15 protein-coding genes are annotated in these 16648 nt (G+C 69.3%); 9 read left to right on the top strand and 6 right to left on the bottom strand.

Features of this window, described 5'->3' with window-relative positions; all coding sequences use genetic code 11:
* Nucleotides 1-79 precede the first annotated feature (79 nt).
* The 8 genes from E0H50_RS34115 (at nt 80) to E0H50_RS34150 (ending at nt 6143) form a co-directional block, all read left to right on the top strand.
* Nucleotides 80-1279, top strand: coding sequence for a DUF6986 family protein (locus E0H50_RS34115; RefSeq protein WP_238151561.1), 1200 nt, complete (start codon nt 80-82; stop codon nt 1277-1279).
* 9 nt (nt 1280-1288) lie between these two features.
* Nucleotides 1289-1528, top strand: coding sequence for a thiamine-binding protein (locus tag E0H50_RS34120; RefSeq protein ID WP_131295133.1), 240 nt, complete (start codon nt 1289-1291; stop codon nt 1526-1528).
* The gene (locus E0H50_RS34125; RefSeq protein WP_131295134.1) at nt 1521-1901 is read left to right on the top strand and encodes a helix-turn-helix domain-containing protein; all 381 of its coding nucleotides are present in this window, start codon (nt 1521-1523) and stop codon (nt 1899-1901) included. The genes E0H50_RS34120 and E0H50_RS34125 overlap by 8 nt, the downstream gene beginning before the upstream one ends.
* Nucleotides 1902-1987: 86 nt before the next feature.
* Entirely contained in the window at nt 1988-2479 is a 492-nt protein-coding gene (gene uraD / locus E0H50_RS34130) for a 2-oxo-4-hydroxy-4-carboxy-5-ureidoimidazoline decarboxylase (RefSeq protein ID WP_131295135.1), read from the top strand.
* A complete protein-coding gene (gene uraH / locus E0H50_RS34135; RefSeq protein ID WP_131295136.1) occupies nt 2476-2793 on the top strand; it encodes a hydroxyisourate hydrolase in 318 nt (105 codons plus the stop codon). The genes uraD (E0H50_RS34130) and uraH overlap by 4 nt, the downstream gene beginning before the upstream one ends.
* A gap of 6 nt (nt 2794-2799) precedes the next feature.
* Complete coding sequence (gene pucL, locus E0H50_RS34140) at nt 2800-3720, top strand: factor-independent urate hydroxylase (RefSeq protein WP_131295137.1); 921 nt, start codon at nt 2800-2802, stop codon at nt 3718-3720.
* Between the two features lie 2 nt (nt 3721-3722).
* Nucleotides 3723-5051 (top strand): 8-oxoguanine deaminase, encoded by a 1329-nt coding sequence (locus E0H50_RS34145; protein WP_131295138.1) that lies wholly within the window; start codon nt 3723-3725, stop codon nt 5049-5051.
* 117 nt (nt 5052-5168) lie between these two features.
* Nucleotides 5169-6143: a type IV toxin-antitoxin system AbiEi family antitoxin domain-containing protein gene (locus E0H50_RS34150; protein WP_131295139.1), complete on the top strand. Its 975-nt coding sequence runs from the start codon at nt 5169-5171 to the stop codon at nt 6141-6143.
* Here the strand turns inward: E0H50_RS34150 and guaD are convergent, their stop codons facing one another.
* The 6 genes from guaD to E0H50_RS34180 form a co-directional block, all read right to left on the bottom strand.
* Nucleotides 6144-7421 (bottom strand): guanine deaminase, encoded by a 1278-nt coding sequence (gene guaD, locus E0H50_RS34155; RefSeq protein WP_131295140.1) that lies wholly within the window; start codon nt 7419-7421, stop codon nt 6144-6146.
* Nucleotides 7418-8302, bottom strand: coding sequence for a xanthine dehydrogenase accessory protein XdhC (xdhC, locus tag E0H50_RS34160; protein WP_165547400.1), 885 nt, complete (start codon nt 8300-8302; stop codon nt 7418-7420). The genes guaD and xdhC overlap by 4 nt, the downstream gene beginning before the upstream one ends.
* Nucleotides 8299-10638, bottom strand: coding sequence for a xanthine dehydrogenase molybdopterin binding subunit (gene xdhB, locus E0H50_RS34165; RefSeq protein WP_131295142.1), 2340 nt, complete (start codon nt 10636-10638; stop codon nt 8299-8301). Before xdhB ends, xdhC begins: the two co-directional genes overlap by 4 nt.
* Nucleotides 10635-12071, bottom strand: a complete 1437-nt coding sequence (locus E0H50_RS34170; RefSeq protein ID WP_131295143.1) for a xanthine dehydrogenase small subunit — start codon at nt 12069-12071, stop codon at nt 10635-10637. The genes xdhB and E0H50_RS34170 overlap by 4 nt, the downstream gene beginning before the upstream one ends.
* Nucleotides 12068-13993 carry a 2-oxo-4-hydroxy-4-carboxy-5-ureidoimidazoline decarboxylase gene (uraD, locus tag E0H50_RS34175; protein ID WP_131295144.1) on the bottom strand — a complete coding sequence of 642 codons (1926 nt, stop codon included), beginning with the start codon at nt 13991-13993 and terminating at the stop codon, nt 12068-12070. Before uraD (E0H50_RS34175) ends, E0H50_RS34170 begins: the two co-directional genes overlap by 4 nt.
* 139 nt (nt 13994-14132) lie before the next feature.
* Nucleotides 14133-15665, bottom strand: a complete 1533-nt coding sequence (locus tag E0H50_RS34180; protein ID WP_131295145.1) for a PucR family transcriptional regulator — start codon at nt 15663-15665, stop codon at nt 14133-14135.
* A 167-nt stretch (nt 15666-15832) separates the two neighbouring features.
* Between E0H50_RS34180 and E0H50_RS34185 the strand changes: the two genes are divergently transcribed.
* Nucleotides 15833-16645: a hydroxypyruvate isomerase family protein gene (locus tag E0H50_RS34185; protein ID WP_131295146.1), complete on the top strand. Its 813-nt coding sequence runs from the start codon at nt 15833-15835 to the stop codon at nt 16643-16645.
* The last annotated feature ends 3 nt before the right edge of the window (nt 16646-16648 follow it).

Genomic DNA, 16648 nt, shown 5'->3' on the forward strand with positions numbered 1-16648 from the left:
GCCAGATCTCGGAAGCTCGAATGGTTGTGTCTTCCGCAAGGTAGATATTAGTCTCCACAATACGGAAAAGGAGGTCGCAGTGAGCCTGGATGACCTGGTGACCGAGCTGGACCGGCGGCTGGCGGCCGCGGATGCGGCGCTGACCGCGGACTATCGCGGCGATCGCGGAGTCCGGCAACCGGTCCACACCGTGTACGTTCCGGCCGATCGGTACGACGTACGCACGGTGGCGGACTGGGGTGCGCGGGCGCGCGCGGCCCTCGACGAGTACGCCGGATCGGCTGCGGATCTCGCGAAGATCCTGAACGTCGAGGTCGGGGACGACGTGTACGACCGGGTCCGGGCCAAACTCGAGCGGGAGCCGATCGAGGACCTCCGCGTCGACTTCGAGGACGGCTACGGCAACCGGCCGGACGACGAAGAGGACGCCGCGGCGATCGCTGTCGCCCAGGCCTTCGCGGCCGGCGTGCCGACCCCGTACCAAGGGTTGCGGATCAAGTCCCTCGAAGCGCCGACGCGACGTCGTGCGGTGCGGACGCTCGACCTCTTCCTCGAGCATCTGGGGGCGATCGGCGACGGCTTCGTCATCACGCTCCCGAAGGTGACGTCGGTCGAACAGGTCGAGGCGATGGTGTTCGTCCTCGAGACGCTCGAGCGCAAGCACGGCAAACCGCCGCTGAAGTTCGAGATCCAGGTCGAGACCCCGCAGGCGATCCTCGGCGCGGACGGCAGCGCGCTGATCGCCCGGATGATCAAGGCCGGCGGGGCGCGCGTCACCGGTCTGCACTACGGCACCTACGACTACTCCGCCTCGCTCGGTGTCGCGGCGGCGTACCAGAGCATGGAGCATCCGGTCGCCGATCACGCCAAGGACGTCATGCAGCTGGCCGCCGCCGGCACCGGCGTGTTCGTATCCGATGGTTCGACCAACGTTCTCCCGGTCGGCGACGCGGTCCACGACGCCTGGCGCCTGCATTTCCGCCTGGTACGTCGTTCGCTCGCCCGCGGCATCTACCAGGGCTGGGACATGCACCCCGCGCAGCTCCCGACGCGGTTCGCCGCGACGTACCTGTTCTATCGGGAAGGCTTCGACCAGGCCGCCCAACGCCTCCGCGCGTACCTGGGTGACGGCGAGTCCGGCTACCTCGACGAGCCCGCGACAGCCGCCGCGCTCGCCGGTTTCGTACTGCGCGGCATCGAGTGTGGCGCGATCGAGACGTCGGAGTTCGACAACGGCGACCTCGCCAGGCTGGCGCGCCGGGCAGTGCCCGAGGGTTAGCCTCGCACCATGCGACTGGTTGCGGAGTTCACCACCGAGCCCTTCGACGTGGAAGGTCGACCGCCCGCGCACGCCACCGAGGCGTTGCGTGCGGCGGAGGCGGCCGGGCTCGACTGCGAGTTCGGCCCCCTCGGTACTCAGGTCAGCGGTGAGCAGCACCTCCTGCTGTCCGCCCTGCCGAAGGTGCTCGAAGCCGCGCTCGCCGGCGGCGCGAGCCAGGTGACCCTGCAGGTACGACGCGATGCCTGAGCAGCACCCGCTGGTGCAGGCGATCGCGCCACTCGTCGAGCGGCTGAACGCCGAGCTCGTCGACGCGGCGCAGGCTCGCGCGGACGACGTGACGCTCGCCTGGGACGGCAAGCCCGTGGTTGCCGTACGCCTGCCCCCAACCAGCGCTCCTGAAAAGCCCGCGCCTGAAGGCGGCGTGCAGAGTCTGCTGGCCGGTGTTGCCGAGGAGTTGGGTGGTTCGTTGCGCGACCTGTCGCGGCACGACAAGCAGCAGGCCGTGCTGCTGCTGGAGGCGCGCGGCGCCTTCGAGTACCGCAAGTCGGCCGAGATCGTCGCCGAGGCGCTCGGTGTCACGCGCTTCACCGTCTACAACTACCTGAACCGCGCCCGCTGATTTCAACAAACTGTTGACGGCAAGCCGCCCACCTGCCACTCTCGTCATACGGAAAGTCGATTTCGGGATTCGAGAAGGTGTGATCCGTGGACCTGGAGGAGTTCAACTCCGCTCCGACCGACCGGCTGCGGCCGGCACTGGCGGCCTGCTGTGACGTGCCCCGCTGGGTCGACGCGATCGCGGCCAAGCGGCCGTACGGCGATCTCGCGGCACTGACCGCGTATGCCGACCAGATGCTCCGGGAGCTCGACGACAGCGAGGTCGATCGTGCACTGCAGGCGCACCCGCGGATCGGTGACCGGCCGCAGGGCGCGAGTACCGAGGCCGCCTGGTCGCGCACCGAGCAGTCGGGGGTCGGCGACGACGCCCGGGTTCGGCAGGAGCTTGCCGAGGGCAACCGTCAGTACGAGAACCGGTTCGGCCGGGTGTTCCTGATCTGCGCCACGGGACTGTCGGCGGCGCAGATGCTCGACAACCTGCGAACCCGTCTCACCCACGACGACGCAACCGAGGCAACCGTCGTACACGAGGAGCTGCGCAAGATCGCGCTGCTCCGCCTGGGGAAGGTGGTCGCATGAGTTCGCTCAGCACGCACGTTCTCGACACCGCGCTGGGCCGCCCGGCGCAGAACGTCCAGGTCCGGCTCTACCGCGGTGACGTTGTCGAAGCCACCGGTACGACGGACGCCGACGGCCGCATCGCCGAGCTGCAGCCCGAGCTCGAGCACGGCACGTACCGGCTCTGGTTCGACGTCGCGTCGTACGCCGCCGAAACCGGCCAGGACATCTTCTTTCCCGAGGTCTCCGTGACCTTCACGGTCGCCGACGAGCGGCATTACCACGTCCCGTTGCTGCTCAGCCCGTTCGCGTTTTCCACCTACCGAGGGAGCTGATCTCAGATGGCGATCCACCTGGGAGCCAACCAGTACGGCAAAGCCGAGAACCGCGTGGTCCGCATCTACCGCGACACGCCCCGCCACCAGATCCGCGACCTGAACGTGTCGACCGCACTCCGCGGCGACTTCGAGGACGCGCACACGACCGGCGACCAGTCCGACGTGCTGCCGACCGACACGCAGAAGAACACCGCGTTCGCCTTCGCCAAGGAGAAGGGGATCGGGGCGATCGAGGACTACGCGCTGACGCTCGGCGCGCACTTCCTGGACGCGTCGCCGGCCGCGCAGGGCGCCCGGATCGAGGTCGAGGAGTACGCCTGGGACCGGATCCAGGTCGACGGACAGGGCCACGACCACTCGTTCGTCCGGACCGGCGGCGGCGTACGGAACACGGTCGTCAACGTGGAGGGCCGGGGTGCCGAGCGGAAGACGTACGTCGTGTCGGGGATCAGCGATCTCGTCGTCCTGAAGTCGACCGGGTCGGAGTTCCACGGGTTCCTGAAGGACGAGTACACGACCCTGCCGGAGACGAACGACCGGATCCTGGCCACGTCACTGGTCGCACGGTGGCGCTACGACACCAGACGAACCGGAGATGGCTCGGTCGACTGGGACAAGTCGTACGACGAGATCAAGGGACTGCTGCTCTCGCGCTTCGCCACGATCCACAGTCTCGCGTTGCAGCAGACGCTGTACGGGATGGGGTCGGCGGTGCTGGAGCAGCACCCGGAGGTCGCCGAGATCAAGTTCTCCGCGCCGAACAAGCACCACTTCCTCGTCGACCTGTCGCCGTTCGGCACCGAGAACCCGGGCGAGGTCTTCATCGCCGCCGATCGCCCGTACGGCCTGATCGAGGCGACCGTCACGCGCGACGACGCGAGCGACGCCGGCAGCGCCTGGCACGCCGTCCCCGGATTCTGCTGATCATGTCGAAGATCGTGATCGAGGGCGCCTACGTGGCGACCCTCGATCCGGCCCGGCGCGAGTTCGGCGGGCACGTGGTTGCCGAGGGCAATCGCCTGACAGCGGTCGGGCCCGGACCCGCTCCGGCGTACGACGATGCTCGGGTCGTGGACGGACGCGGCTGCCTCGTCACGCCGGGGTTCGTGAACACGCACCAGCACCTGTACCAGTGGGTCACGCGCGGTCTCGCCGCGGACGCGACCCTCTTCGAGTGGCTGACGACCCTGTACCCGGTGTGGGCGCGGATCTCCGAGGAGACCGTGTACGTCGCGGCGCGGGCGGCGCTCGCCCAGCTCGCGCGGACCGGATGCACGACGGTCGCCGACCACCACTACGTGTTCCCCCGCGACGGTGGCGACCTGCTCGCGGCGGAGATCGCCGCGGCGAGTGAGATCGGACTGCGGTTCCATCCGGCCCGCGGGTCGATGGATCGCGGTCAGAAGGACGGCGGGCTGCCGCCTGATTCCGTGGTCGAGAACCGGGACGAGATCCTCGCCGCGACCGAGGCCGCGATCGACCGCTGGCACGATCCGGCGCCGGATTCGATGCTGCAGATCGTGGTCGCGCCGTGTTCGCCGTTCAGCGTGAGCGGTGAGCTGATGCGCGAGTCGGCCGAGCTCGCGCGGCGTCGCGGCGTACGGATGCACACGCATCTCGCCGAGACCACGGACGAGACGGACTGGTGCCGGGAGACGTTCAACTGCACGCCGCTCGAGTACGCCGACCGTCTCGGCTGGACGGGTCCGGACGTGTGGTTCGCGCACGGGATCCATTTCGACGACGCGGAGATCAAGCACCTGGGCAGTACCGGCACCGGCGTCGCGCACTGTCCCAGCTCGAACGCCCGCCTCGGCGCCGGCATCGCCCGTACGGCGGATCTCCGGGCCGCCGGTTCGCCGGTCGGACTGGGTGTGGACGGTGCCGCGAGCAACGAATCCGGGAGCCTGGTGGAGGAGCTCCGCCACGCCCTGCTCTTCGCCCGCGCCCGCGGCGGCCCGCAAGCCCTGACCGTCCGCGCCGCCCTGGAGATGGCGACCCTGGACGGCGCCCGCATCCTTGGCCGCTCCAATGACATCGGCTCACTCGAACCCGGCAAACAAGCCGACCTGGCGGTGTGGAACCTGACCACCCTCCCACACGCCGGCATCCCCGACCCGATCGCAGCCCTCACCCTCTCCACACCCCCACCCCTGACCCTCCTCCTGGCCAACGGCCGCCCCGTGGTCGAACACGACGTACTCCAAACCGCCGACACCGACACTCTCGCCACCCAAGCCGCCCTCCTCAGCTGACTTGCGACAACCCCCGGGCACTGGGAACACGCAATGGCCTGTTCCCAGTCCCCGGGGTTATCCACAGTTGAGCGATCGCCTGTCCGCGCGGCGCGTGACACGTGCACCTTCTTGGGCATGAACAGACGATTGGAAGTGATCGCGGCCGGCCGGGGCGGGTGGTTCACGCGACCGGACGCGCACGCCGCCGGGTACAGCGACAGTGAGCTGCGGCAACGCGTGCGCAGCGGGCAGTGGCTCAGGATGAGCTTCAACTCGTACGTCGACCCGCGGGCCTGGCCGGATGAGCCGCCCTGGGAGCGGGCAGCGAGGCTCCACCTACTGCACGTGCGGATGGCCAGCGAACGGCTCGGTGACGTCGTCGTGAGTCACCAATCCGCTGCCCTGCTCCACGGCTTGCCCGTCTGGGGCACCGATCTGTCCAGGGCGCATTTCACCCGCAGGGCGTCCGGCCGGCCCCGCACTGGCCGAGGGGTCCAGGTACACCGCGGCAGGCCCGCGGCGGACGAGGTCGTGGAGCTGGGCGGTCTCCATGTCACCAGCGTCGATCGAGCGATCGTGGAGACCGCTTGTACGACGTCGTACGAGGTCGGGGTCGTCCTGGCTGACGTCGCCCTCCGCCGGCTGACGACCCGTGAACGGTTGGCTGCCGTCGTACGTCGTCATCGGCACTGGCACGGCCTGCCGGCCGCACAGGCCGCCGTACTGTTCGCCGATGCCCGGAGCGAGTCGGTCGGCGAGTCACGCTTCCGCGTCCTGCTTGCGAACCACGGTCTGCCGACGCCCGAGCTGCAGGGTGGAGATCCGGGACGCGGATGGTCGCCTGATCGGTCGGGTCGACTTCCTGCTCGCCGGAGTCCTGATCGTCGAGTTCGACGGCGCGATGAAGTACGGCGACAACGCAGACGCCGTACTGGCGAGAAGTGGCGGGAGGACCGTCTCCGCGAGCGCGGCTTCGGCGTACTGCGTTTCGGCTGGGCCGACCTGGACCACCCGCACGACACTGCCGCGCGGATCAGGAGAGCGTTGGCGGCACATGCCACGGGGACTGGGAACAGGCGATTGCTTGTTCCCAGTCCCCGGCGTGGGTGATCAGTGCAGGAGGTCGCCGTTGATCCAGACGGCCTGGACGTCGGCGGGGGTGCCGAGGGTGAAGATTCGGGCCAGGGCTTCCTCGGTGTCTTCGGCGTGGGTGATGCCTACGGCCAGGGGGGAGCCTTCGGAGGGGCGGAGCAGTTGGGCGTCGAAGTGGTGGCCGACCGAGAGGTGGCCGACCTGGGGCAGGTCCAGGGCTTCGGCGCCGGCTGTGGTGGCTAGGTAGAGCAGGTGGGCTGCCGACAGCGGGCGGCCCTGGTCGCCTTGGAGTTGCTGGCAGAAGTACGCCTGGAGCCCTTCCTTCAGGAGCGAGAAGCCCGTGCCCGCGCCGACATCCGATCCGAGCGCCACGCGGACGCCGTACTGCAGGTGCCGTGTCAGCGGGAACAGCCCGCTGCCGAGCGCCGCGTTGCTCGTGGGGCAGTGAGCAACCGTCGCGCCACTGGTCGCGAGCGTCTTCAGCTCGACGTCCGTCGGGTGGACGTTGTGCGCGAGGACGGTACGCCGGTCCACCAGGCCGTGCCGGTCGTACGTCGTCACGTAGTCGCTGCCGTTGAACAGATCGGCGACCGAAGCGATCTCGGCCTCGTTCTCGTTCACGTGCGAGGTGAACAGCGCGCCGGGGATCGCGTCCATCAGTTCGCGGCACGTCGCGAGCAGTTCGTCCGTGCACGAGAGCGAGAAGCGCGGCGTGACGGCGTACCGGTTGCGGCCGACGCCGTGCCAGCGGTTCGCGAGGGCGAGCGATTCGGCGTACGCGCGGACCGGGGTGGTGAGCAGCTCCGGCCGGAGCAAGCGGTCGCTCAGCACCAGCCCGGAGGTGATCCGGAGGCCGACCTTGGACGCGGCGTCGAAGAGTGTATCGACCGCGTCGGCGTAGTGCGCGCCGAAGACGAGCGCGGACGTCGTACCGGCCGCCGCCAGTCCCCGGACGAATTCGTTGGCCACGCCGGACGCGTAGTCGACGTCCGCCATCCGCGCCTCCTCGGGGAGGGCGTACCGGTCGAGCCACTCGAGCAACGGCAGTCCGAGCCCGCCGACCGCGCGGATCTGCGGGAAGTGCACGTGGGTGTCGACGAATCCGGGCAGTACGACGCCGTCGCGCAGATCCACGACCTGCTCGGCGGGGTGCGCCTCGCGGATCTCCGCGAACGGGCCGCGGGCAACGATCATCCCGTCCTCGACCAGCAGTCCCGCGTCGCTGTCGACCCGCAGGCCGCCGCCGTCGAACGGGTTCTCCGGCGTGTCGATGAACGTGCCACGATAAAGAGTCATGCCTTTGCCTCACGCTGAGCCGAGGCGGGGCGACCTTCGGCGGACTGTGCCGACACGGGATGCCGCTCGGCGGTCTGGGCCCGAGCGGATTGCTCGGCGGTGAACTGCTGCAGGAGCCAGGCGGCGACGCTGACCGCGATCATGGCCGGCTCCTTGCCGGGAAGATCGGACAGCCCGATCGGGGTGGTGATGCGAGCGATCGCCTCGGCGGAGTTGCCGTCCTCGGCGAGCTTGCGCTGGAACCGGGTCCACTTCGCACTGGAACCGATCAACCCGATGGTCGCCAGCTCCGCGTTGCGAATCGCGGCGTCACAGAGCGCCGCATCCTCGGCGTGGTCGTGGGTCATGATCAGAACGTGCGTACCGGGCGGCAGTTCGCTGACGACGAGCTCCGGTAGCACCGGCACGTTGTGGACATGGACGTTCGCGATCGCGTCGTCCAGCACTGCCAGCCGGTCGGTCGTCAGTTGGTCGGCGCGCGAGTCGATCAGATGCAGCTCGAGATCGTGCCGCGCGAGAACCCGCGCCAGCTCCAGCCCCACATGCCCGACTCCGAAGATCGCCACGGACGGCACCACGGGCAACGGTTCCAGCAACAGCTTCACCTCACCACCACAACACTGAACCCCGTGCTGGTACGTCGCTTTGTCGGACAACGCCGCCGTCAGCACCTCAGGAGTCGTGGCACCGTCGGCGATCATCTCTCGCGACCGCTCGACCGCCAACGCCTCCATGTTGCCCCCACCAACAGTCGACCAGACGTTGTCGGCAGCAACAACCATCTTCGCCCCAGCCTCCCGAGGCGCATGCCCACGAACGGACATCACGGTGACGAGAACCCCCGGCCGGCGACTGGATCGCAACAGTTGGACTGCTTTCATCCACTCCACGAGACACCTCCTCGGGCTCGGTCGACCGCCCAGTAGACGGCCTCGGGTGTGGCGGGTGAAGGGAGGTCGACGCTGGTGCCGGGTGGGCCGAAGGCTGCTGCTGCGTGGCGTAGGGCTTCTCGGACGGAGAAGGCGAGCATGAGTGGGGGTTCGCCGACGGCCTTGGAGCCGTAGACGGCGCCTTCCTCGTGGGCCTTCTCGAGGAGGGTGACGTTGAAGACCTCGGGCATCTCGGAGAAGCTCGGGAGCTTGTACGTGCTCGCCGCCTGCGTGGACAGCCGACCGCGACGGTCTCCGGTGCTCTCGTCCCAGCGGAGGTCTTCGAGCGTCAGCCACCCGGCGCCCTGCACGAGGCCGCCCTCGATCTGGCCGATGTCGATCAACGGGCTGAGGCTGTCCCCGACGTCGTGCACGATGTCGACGCGGCGCAGCGTGTACGACCCGGTGAACCCGTCGACCTCGACCTCGGACGCCGCAACGCCGTACGCGAAGTACTTGAACGGCTCGCCGCGCATCGCGTTGGCGTCCCAGTGCAGGCCCTCGGTCCGGTAGAACCCGGCTGCCCAGAGCTGCACGCGCTGGTGGTACGCGAGATTGACCAGCTCGTTCCAGTCGACCCCGTCCCCGGACAGCCCGCGGGCGACGCCGTCCACGAAGCGCACGTCCGACGGGCTGATCCCGAGCCGCCCGCCGGCGACCTGCGCCAGCCGTTCCCGGATCTGCTCGCACGCGTTCTTGATCGCCGCGCCGTTCAGATCAGCACCCGACGACGCCGCGGTCGCGGACGTGTTCGGCACCTTGTCGGTCCGCGTCGGCGCCAGTCGTACCCGCGCCAACGGCAACCCGAGCGTGGTCGCCGCCACCTGCAGCATCTTGGTGTGCAGGCCCTGTCCCATCTCGGTGCCGCCGTGGTTGATCAGTACCGAGCCGTCCTTGTAGACGTGCACGAGCGCGCCGGCCTGGTTGAACGCGGTCAGGTTGAACGAGATCCCGAACTTCACCGGCGTCATCGCCAGCCCGCGCTTCACGTGGTCGTGCGACGCGTTGAACGCCTCAATGGCCCCCAGCCGCGCAGCCACCTCGCCACCCGACAGCACCTGCGACCAGCACGACTCCAGCCGGTCCGCGTGCCGTACCGGTTGCCCGTACGGCGTGGAATCGCCCGCCTGGTAGAAGTTCCGCCGACGGAGCTCCAACGCGTCGTACCCGAGGAGCGGGGCGCACCGTCCGAGGATGTCCTCGATCACGAGCATCCCCTGCGGCCCGCCGAACCCGCGGAACGCGGTCTGTGACGTCTTGTTGGTCTGCGCGATCCGCCCGTCCACCCGGACATGCGGAATCTCGTAAGCGTTGTCGATATGGCATATCGCGCGCGCCAGCACCGGCTCCGAAAGGTCGAGACTCCACCCGCCATCGGCCGTCAGGGTCGCGTCCAACGCGACAAGCTTGCCGTCGGCCCCGAACCCGACGGTCCACGAGCTGTGGAACCCGTGCCGCTTCCCCGACATCGTCATGTCCTGCGTCCGGTTCAGCCGCAACCGCACCGGCCGCCCGGTCAACGTCGCGCCCAGCGCGGCGATCGCGGCGAATCCGTGCGGCTGCATCTCCTTGCCGCCGAAGCCGCCGCCCATCCGCAGGCACTGCACCGTCACCGAATGGCTGGCCAGCCCGAGCACATGTGCGACGATTTCCTGCGTTTCCGACGGGTGCTGCGTACTCGACTGCACGAAGATCTGCCCGTACTCGTCCACGAGTGCCAGCGCCGCGTGCGTCTCGAGGTAGAAGTGCTCCTGCCCGGCGAACTCGAACTCGCCACGGAACACGTGTTCCGCGCCAGCCAGAGCAGCCGAGACATCGCCGCGCTCCAGATGCCGCCCGATGCCCTGGAAGCTTCCCGCGTCGATCGCCTCGCGCACGGTCACCAGCGACGGCAGCGGTTCGTACTCGACCTCCACCGCCAACGACCCGAGCCGCGCGGCCTCCAACGTCTCCCCGAGCACCCAGCACACCGCATGCCCGTTGAACATCACCTCACCCGGGAACAACGGCTCGTCGTGCTTCACGCCGGCGTCGTTCACCCCCGGTACGTCGTCCGCCGTCAGCACACGCACCACACCCGGAACGTCGTACGCCGGCTTCACCCGGAGCGCGGTGACGCGCGCGTGGGCGTGCGGCGACTGCACCGGCCAAGCGTGCAGTACGTCGCGGGTACGCATCACCAGATCGTCCGTGTACAAGGCGGCCCCGGTCACGTGCAGCGCCGCGCTCTCATGCGGCATCGGTACGCCAACGACCGCCGCAGCAGGCCGTTCCGACAACGAGCTCATGCGCCGACCTCCTGGTAGTAGAAGCGCAGTAGCGACTGGCCGAGCATCGCGGAGCGGTACGACGAGCTCGCGCGGTGATCGTCCATCGGCGTACCCTCCGCGGCCATCACCCCGGCCGCGATCCGCACCGTCTCCTCGGTCCACGGGCGGCCGACCAGCGCGGCCTCGGTCTCCCGGGCGCGCAACGGGGTCGCCGCGACGCCGCCGAGCCCGATCCGCGCCGCGCGCACCACGCCGTCCGTCACCTCGACGGCGTACCCGATCGCGACGCTCGAGATGTCGTCGAAGCGCCGCTTGGCGATCTTGTGGAACGCGGTCATCGGTGCCAACGGCAACGGAAGGACGATCGTCTTGATCAGCTCGTCGGGTGCCTTCAAGGTCTCCCGGTACCCGGTGAAGTACTCCGCGAGCGGCACGGTCCGCTCCCCGCGGCTGGAGGCCAGCACCAACGAAGCATCCAGCGCCAACAAGGCAGGTGGCGTGTCGCCGATCGGTGAACCGGTGCCCAGATTGCCGCCGATCGTCGCGCCGTTCCGGATCAGCCGCGAGGCGAACTGCGGGAACATCTGGGCGAGCAGCGGAACCCGGCCGGCCAGCTTCCGCTCGATCTCGGTCAGCGTCAGCGCCGCACCCAACCGAACCTCGTCCGCCCCGAAGCTGAACTCCCGGAGCTCTTCCAAGCGGTCGATCGCGATGGTCAACGGTGGGCGGGAACCGAAGATGTTCACCTGGACACCCAGGTCGGTCGACCCGGCGACCACTACCGCGTCGTTCCGCTCGCCCAGGACACTGAGGACTTCGGCGAGCGTCGCGGGCCGGATGAACTCCCCTTCGGGCGAGACCATCCCGGTCGCCGCGGGAGCAGGCGGGGCCGCGTCCCGGCGTACGGCGAACGCGTCGTTCTCGGCCGGAGCGTCCAACGCGTACGCGGCGTCCCGGATCGGCCGATAGCCGGTGCACCGGCACAGGTTCCCGCTCAACGCGTGCAGATCGAACCCGTTCGGCCCGTGCTCATGATCACCCTCTCCACAAGCACGTCCTGGCCGGTAGTACTCCGCTGCCATGCTGCAGATGAAGCCCGGTGTGCAGTACCCGCACTGGGAGCCCCCGCGGACCGCCATCTCCTGCTGGACCGGGTGCAGCTCAGCCGGAGAACCCAGGCCCTCCGACGTGACCAGCTCCTGGCCGTCCAGCGACGCCACCGGCAGCAGGCAGGCGTTCACCGCGGTCCACTCGGTCTCCGAGTCGGTGCCGGGGCGGGCGACCATCACCGAGCAGGCACCACACTCGCCCTCCGCACAGCCCTCCTTGGCGCCGGTCAGGCCGCGATCCCGCAGCCAGTCCAGCACGGTGGTGTGGACAGAGATGTCGCCAAGCGCGGTGAGTTCACCGTTCACGGTCAGCGCAGGGGCGCGGAGGGCTTGCGTAGTCATCGGTTCGTGCTCCATCGGGTGCGTGCACTGTGGATCGGGTTGGCGTCGGAGACGAAGTCGTCGAACCGGTAGCCGGCGATCTTCGCGATCTCGAGCAGCGCGGCGGCGTGCTCCTGGTTCTCGCAGTTGCCGAGCCGCTCACGACCCTGCTCGACGATCCGTTCGTACGACTCAGCGTCGCGCACCGAGATCACCAAGGGGAAGCCGAAGCGGTCCTCGTACGCCGAAGTGATCGCGGTCAGCTCGTCCCGCTCCGGGTCGCCGAGGAACGTCAGCCCCTTGTCCGACTGGTCCCGCAACGACGCCTCGCCGCTGCGGCCCTCGGCCACGACCTGCGAACCGAGCTGTGGGTACGCCTGGATCAGGTCTCGCTGCTCCTCCCGGGAGCCGGAGAACAACGCCTCCTGGAACGAGCGCCGGAGCGCGTGCGTGTCGGCGTACGGGCGCATGTCCCAGGCCCGCTCGACGGCCCAGCGCGGACCCTGGAACAGGCTGCCGAAGGTCTCGACGAACTCCTCGCGGGTCATCTGGTTCACCTGGTCCAGCCGGACGCTGTCACCCGGCTGGCCGGCCACCGCCGGGCCGAAGTTCTTGCCGACGTGGTGGAACAGGATGTTCAGGAAGATCGCGGTCAGGCTGCCGAGCGTGATGCCGCTGCCGAAGATGATCTCGGCCCAGTCCGGGACGGCCTGGGCGACCTGCGGCTGCGCGGTCACGTACATCGCCAGGCCGACGCTGGTCGCCACGATCACCACGTTCCGGTGGTCGTGGAAGTCGACCTTCGCGAGCGTCTGGAACCCGACGACGGCCACGGTCGCGAACATCGCCAGCGCCGCGCCGCCGAGCACCGGGTGCGGTACGCCGGCCACGACCGCACCGGCCTTCGGCACCAGCCCGATCAGGATCATGATCGCTCCCGCGGTCGCGACCACCCACCGGCTGCGGATCCGGGTCAGCCGGACCAGCCCGACGTTCTCGGCGAAGCAGGTGTACGGGAACGAGTTGAAGACGCCGCCGATCGTGGTCGCCAGGCCGTCGGCCCGCAGCGCCCGGGCGATGTCGTCGCGGCCGATCCGCTTCTCGACGATCTCACCGGTCGCGAACACGTCACCGGTGGTCTCCACCGCGGTGATCAGCATGACCACGATCATCGAGATGATCGCGGCGATCGAGAACTTCGGCCAGCCGAAGTAGAACGGCGTCGTCACGCCCGCCCAGGCCGCGTCGCCGACCGCGCCGAAGTGCGCGTCGCCCAAGGCCCAGGCCACCAGCGTCCCGACCACCAGACCGACCAGGACCGCGATGGTCGCCATGAAGCCCTTGAAGACGCGCTGGATCAGGACGATCAGCGCGAGCGTGCCGAGTGCGTAGGCCATGTTCTTGCCGCTGGTCGGCGCGGCGGTCGGACCGGCGCCGCCGACCGCGTCCCCGGCCGCGACCGGCAGCAGCGCCAAACCGATGATCGTGATCACCGAGCCGGTCACCACCGGCGGGAAGAACCGGATCAGCTTGCTGAAGAACGGTGCGATGAAGAACGTCGCCAGACCGGCCACCAGAACGGCGCCGTAGATCACCAGCAGACCGTTGGTCCCGCCACCGGCCGCGAGACCGATCGCGATCATCGGCGACACCGCGGTGAAGGTCACGCCCTGCAGGAGCGGCAGCCGGACGCCGACCTTCCAGAAGCCGACCGACTGGATGATCGACGCGATCCCGCAGGTGAAGAGGTCGGCGTTGATCAGGTGGATGAGCTGCTCGGTGGTGAGTCCGATCGCACTGGCGAGCAGGATCGGTACGATCACCGCCCCGGCGTAGAACGCCAGTACGTGCTGAGCGCCGTACACCGCGAGCTTCCCAGGTGGCAGCACCTGGTCGACAGGATGGCGGTTGGTATGGCGGCTCGGTCGCAGGACTGCCTTCATCGGGACACGCTCCTCGGCTGCGTGGGGCGGCGGGGATTTGACCTGCACCCGAGCATCGGCTCACCGAGCGGTGGATTGCACCCCGTGAACCTCCGAAGATGAACGCCCGGAGAACGCTCCGTTTTGTGTGATCACACAACTACAGCGATTTGCAGGCGAGGAACACGTCCACCCGGTCCTCGAGTGTCGACAGATCGCGTCCGGTCAGTTGCTCAACGCGTTCGATCCGGTAGCGAACGGTGTTGACATGCAGATGCAGGTACTCCGCCGTACGGGTCCAGGAGCACGAGCAGGCGAGGAAGGCCTGCAGCGTCATGAGCAGGTCGGCATGGGTACGGCGGTCGTGGTCGAGGACCGCACCGAGGACGCGGTTGCTGTACGTACGCCGGACGTCGTCCGGGAGCGTGCCGAGGAGGAGGACGTGTGAGGCGACCTCGTCGGAGGTCACCACCGAGACCGGTGCCCGGGCCGCCCTGGCCGCCCGCTGCGCGAACCGGGCCTCCTCGAGCGCACCGGCGAGCGCGTCGATCGACGTCTCCCCGCTGATCCCGACCGTCAGGCGGGCTCGGTTGAGGCCCGGCCCGAGGCGCCCGAAAGCCCGGCGCAGGTGCTCGGGAAGCTCGGGGGTGAAGGGCAGGAACCCGACCAGCAGATCGTCGCGGCCCGGCGCGACGACGGCCGGTCCGACCGTGAGGGCGACGTCCTCGAGCAGGCTCAGCGCGACCTCGCCAGGGCTGTCGTCGCGCAGTTCGGCGACCGCGACGACCATCGGCCGCTCCGCGTGTGCGCCCGCCTGCCGGAGCCGCGCGGCGACCTCGGCCTGCGGGGCGCCGGACTCGACCAGCGCGAGGGCGTCGGCCACCAACGGGCGCAGCGCGCGACGGCCCTCGTCGCGGCGGGCACGGTCCAGCGCGGCGATCGCGCTCAGCTCGTGCACCGCCTCGACGTGATCGCGGGACCAGGTCGTGTGATCCCCGTCGATGACCAGCACCCAAGCGGTCAGCCTGTTCCCGAACCCCGACCCAACCGGAAACAGGCTGTACGAGTTGTCCGGAGCAACCGCCACGGCGGGCATTCGGTCCGCGGTCAGGAACCGTCGCGTCACCGCGTCGACCGTCTCGGCGTCGAGCTCGCTCGGCCCTGGTACGACGTGGCGCCCGGTAGGGGTCAGCACGCGGCAGTCGTGCCCGATCTCGGCGGAGATCCGCGCCGCGAGCTCGTCCAGACTCCGCCCGGCCGCGATCGACGACAGCAGTTGCCGTTGGCGCACCAGGCTGGCCGACAACCGTGCGCCGGTCTCGGCCGATCCCGCCGCCGCGACGTACTCCGTCACATCCGCGAAGGCGACCTCGATCGGCACCTCGACCAACGTCACGTCGTGCCGCCGGCACGCCTCCAGGAGATCCGCCGGCACGTCACCGAGCTGCGCCTTTCCCGCCAGGATCGTGGTCGCTCCGCGGCCGGCCATCGACGCGACGAACACCTCGCTGTCGGCCGCCTGCCGCCGCCAGACCAGCCCGGTCAGCACCACTTCGCCGCCGCTCAGGTACCGCCCCGGCTCCAGCAGGTCGGTCGTCACGAGCCGTCCGATCGGCCGGTCCAGCATCCCGCCCGCCGAGTGCATCAACCGCAGCCCGAGCTCGGGCGCATCCAGCAGCTCGGCCAGCAACACGACGTACCTCCGATCCCTTTAGAGGAACGTACAACGCGCGCGCCCGCGTAAGACAGTCCCCGGTCTGCGCGGGCCGGGCGCCGGCGTCTTGACGCTCCGATGCTGTGAGCTTATGGTCATTTCACAGAGCAGAAATCAAGTTCCACAATGCGGAAATTGGAGTCGGGATGAGTCACCAGCTGAAGTACACGGTGAACTGTTCTTTGCTCTTCACCGAGTTGCCTCTGCTCGAGCGGCCGGCGGCCGCTCGGCGGGCGGGGTTCAGCGCGGTGGAGTTCTGGTGGCCGTTCGTCGAGGCCGTCCCGCCGCAGCGGCAGGTCGACGCCTTCGTGACCGCGGTCACCGACGCCGGCGTCCAGCTCACCGGCCTGAACTTCTTCGCCGGTGACATGCCGGGCGGCGACCGCGGCCTGGTGTCCTGGCCGAAGCGGTCCAGCGAGTTCCGCGACAACGTCGACGTCACCGTCGGCATCGGCGAGCGGCTCGGCACCCAGGGCTTCAACGCCCTGTACGGGAACCGCGTCGACGGCAGCAGCGAGCAGGAGCAGGACGACGTCGCCGTCGAGAACCTCGCTCTCGCCGCGCAGGCCGCCGCGCGGATCGGCGCCACGGTCCTCGTCGAGCCGGTCAGCGGCGCCGAGCGGTACCCGCTGAAGGTCGCGTCCGACGCGCTGAGCGTGATCGATCACGTCCAGGCGGCGTACGACGTACCGAACGTCGGACTGCTCGCGGACCTGTACCACCTCGCGGTCAACGGCGACGACGTCGACCGGGTGATCGCCGAGCACACCGACCGGGTCGCCCACGTGCAGATCGCCGACAACCCGGGTCGCAACGAGCCCGGCACCGGCACACTCCCGCTCGACCACCAGCTCACCGCCCTGGAGGGATGCGGTTACACCGGCTGGGTCGGGCTCGAGTACAAGCCGTCCACCACCTCAGAAGCAAGCTTCGGCTGGCTGCCGTACGAGCGCCGCTGACCT

The organism is Kribbella sindirgiensis, assembly GCF_004331435.1.
In the GTDB taxonomy this organism is placed as follows: domain Bacteria; phylum Actinomycetota; class Actinomycetes; order Propionibacteriales; family Kribbellaceae; genus Kribbella; species Kribbella sindirgiensis.

Coding starts and splice junctions, on each gene's coding strand:
- E0H50_RS34120 (WP_131295133.1), top strand. CDS start 1,289: ATGCGACTGGTTGCGGAGTTCACCACCGAGCCCTTCGACGTGGAAGGT.
- pucL (WP_131295137.1), top strand. CDS start 2,800: ATGGCGATCCACCTGGGAGCCAACCAGTACGGCAAAGCCGAGAACCGC.
- E0H50_RS34170 (WP_131295143.1), bottom strand. CDS start 12,071: ATGACTACGCAAGCCCTCCGCGCCCCTGCGCTGACCGTGAACGGTGAA.
- guaD (WP_131295140.1), bottom strand. CDS start 7,421: ATGACTCTTTATCGTGGCACGTTCATCGACACGCCGGAGAACCCGTTC.
- E0H50_RS34150 (WP_131295139.1), top strand. CDS start 5,169: ATGAACAGACGATTGGAAGTGATCGCGGCCGGCCGGGGCGGGTGGTTC.
- E0H50_RS34185 (WP_131295146.1), top strand. CDS start 15,833: ATGAGTCACCAGCTGAAGTACACGGTGAACTGTTCTTTGCTCTTCACC.
- uraH (WP_131295136.1), top strand. CDS start 2,476: ATGAGTTCGCTCAGCACGCACGTTCTCGACACCGCGCTGGGCCGCCCG.
- uraD (WP_131295144.1), bottom strand. CDS start 13,993: ATGAAGGCAGTCCTGCGACCGAGCCGCCATACCAACCGCCATCCTGTC.
- E0H50_RS34145 (WP_131295138.1), top strand. CDS start 3,723: ATGTCGAAGATCGTGATCGAGGGCGCCTACGTGGCGACCCTCGATCCG.
- E0H50_RS34125 (WP_131295134.1), top strand. CDS start 1,521: ATGCCTGAGCAGCACCCGCTGGTGCAGGCGATCGCGCCACTCGTCGAG.
- xdhC (WP_165547400.1), bottom strand. CDS start 8,302: ATGAAAGCAGTCCAACTGTTGCGATCCAGTCGCCGGCCGGGGGTTCTC.
- xdhB (WP_131295142.1), bottom strand. CDS start 10,638: ATGAGCTCGTTGTCGGAACGGCCTGCTGCGGCGGTCGTTGGCGTACCG.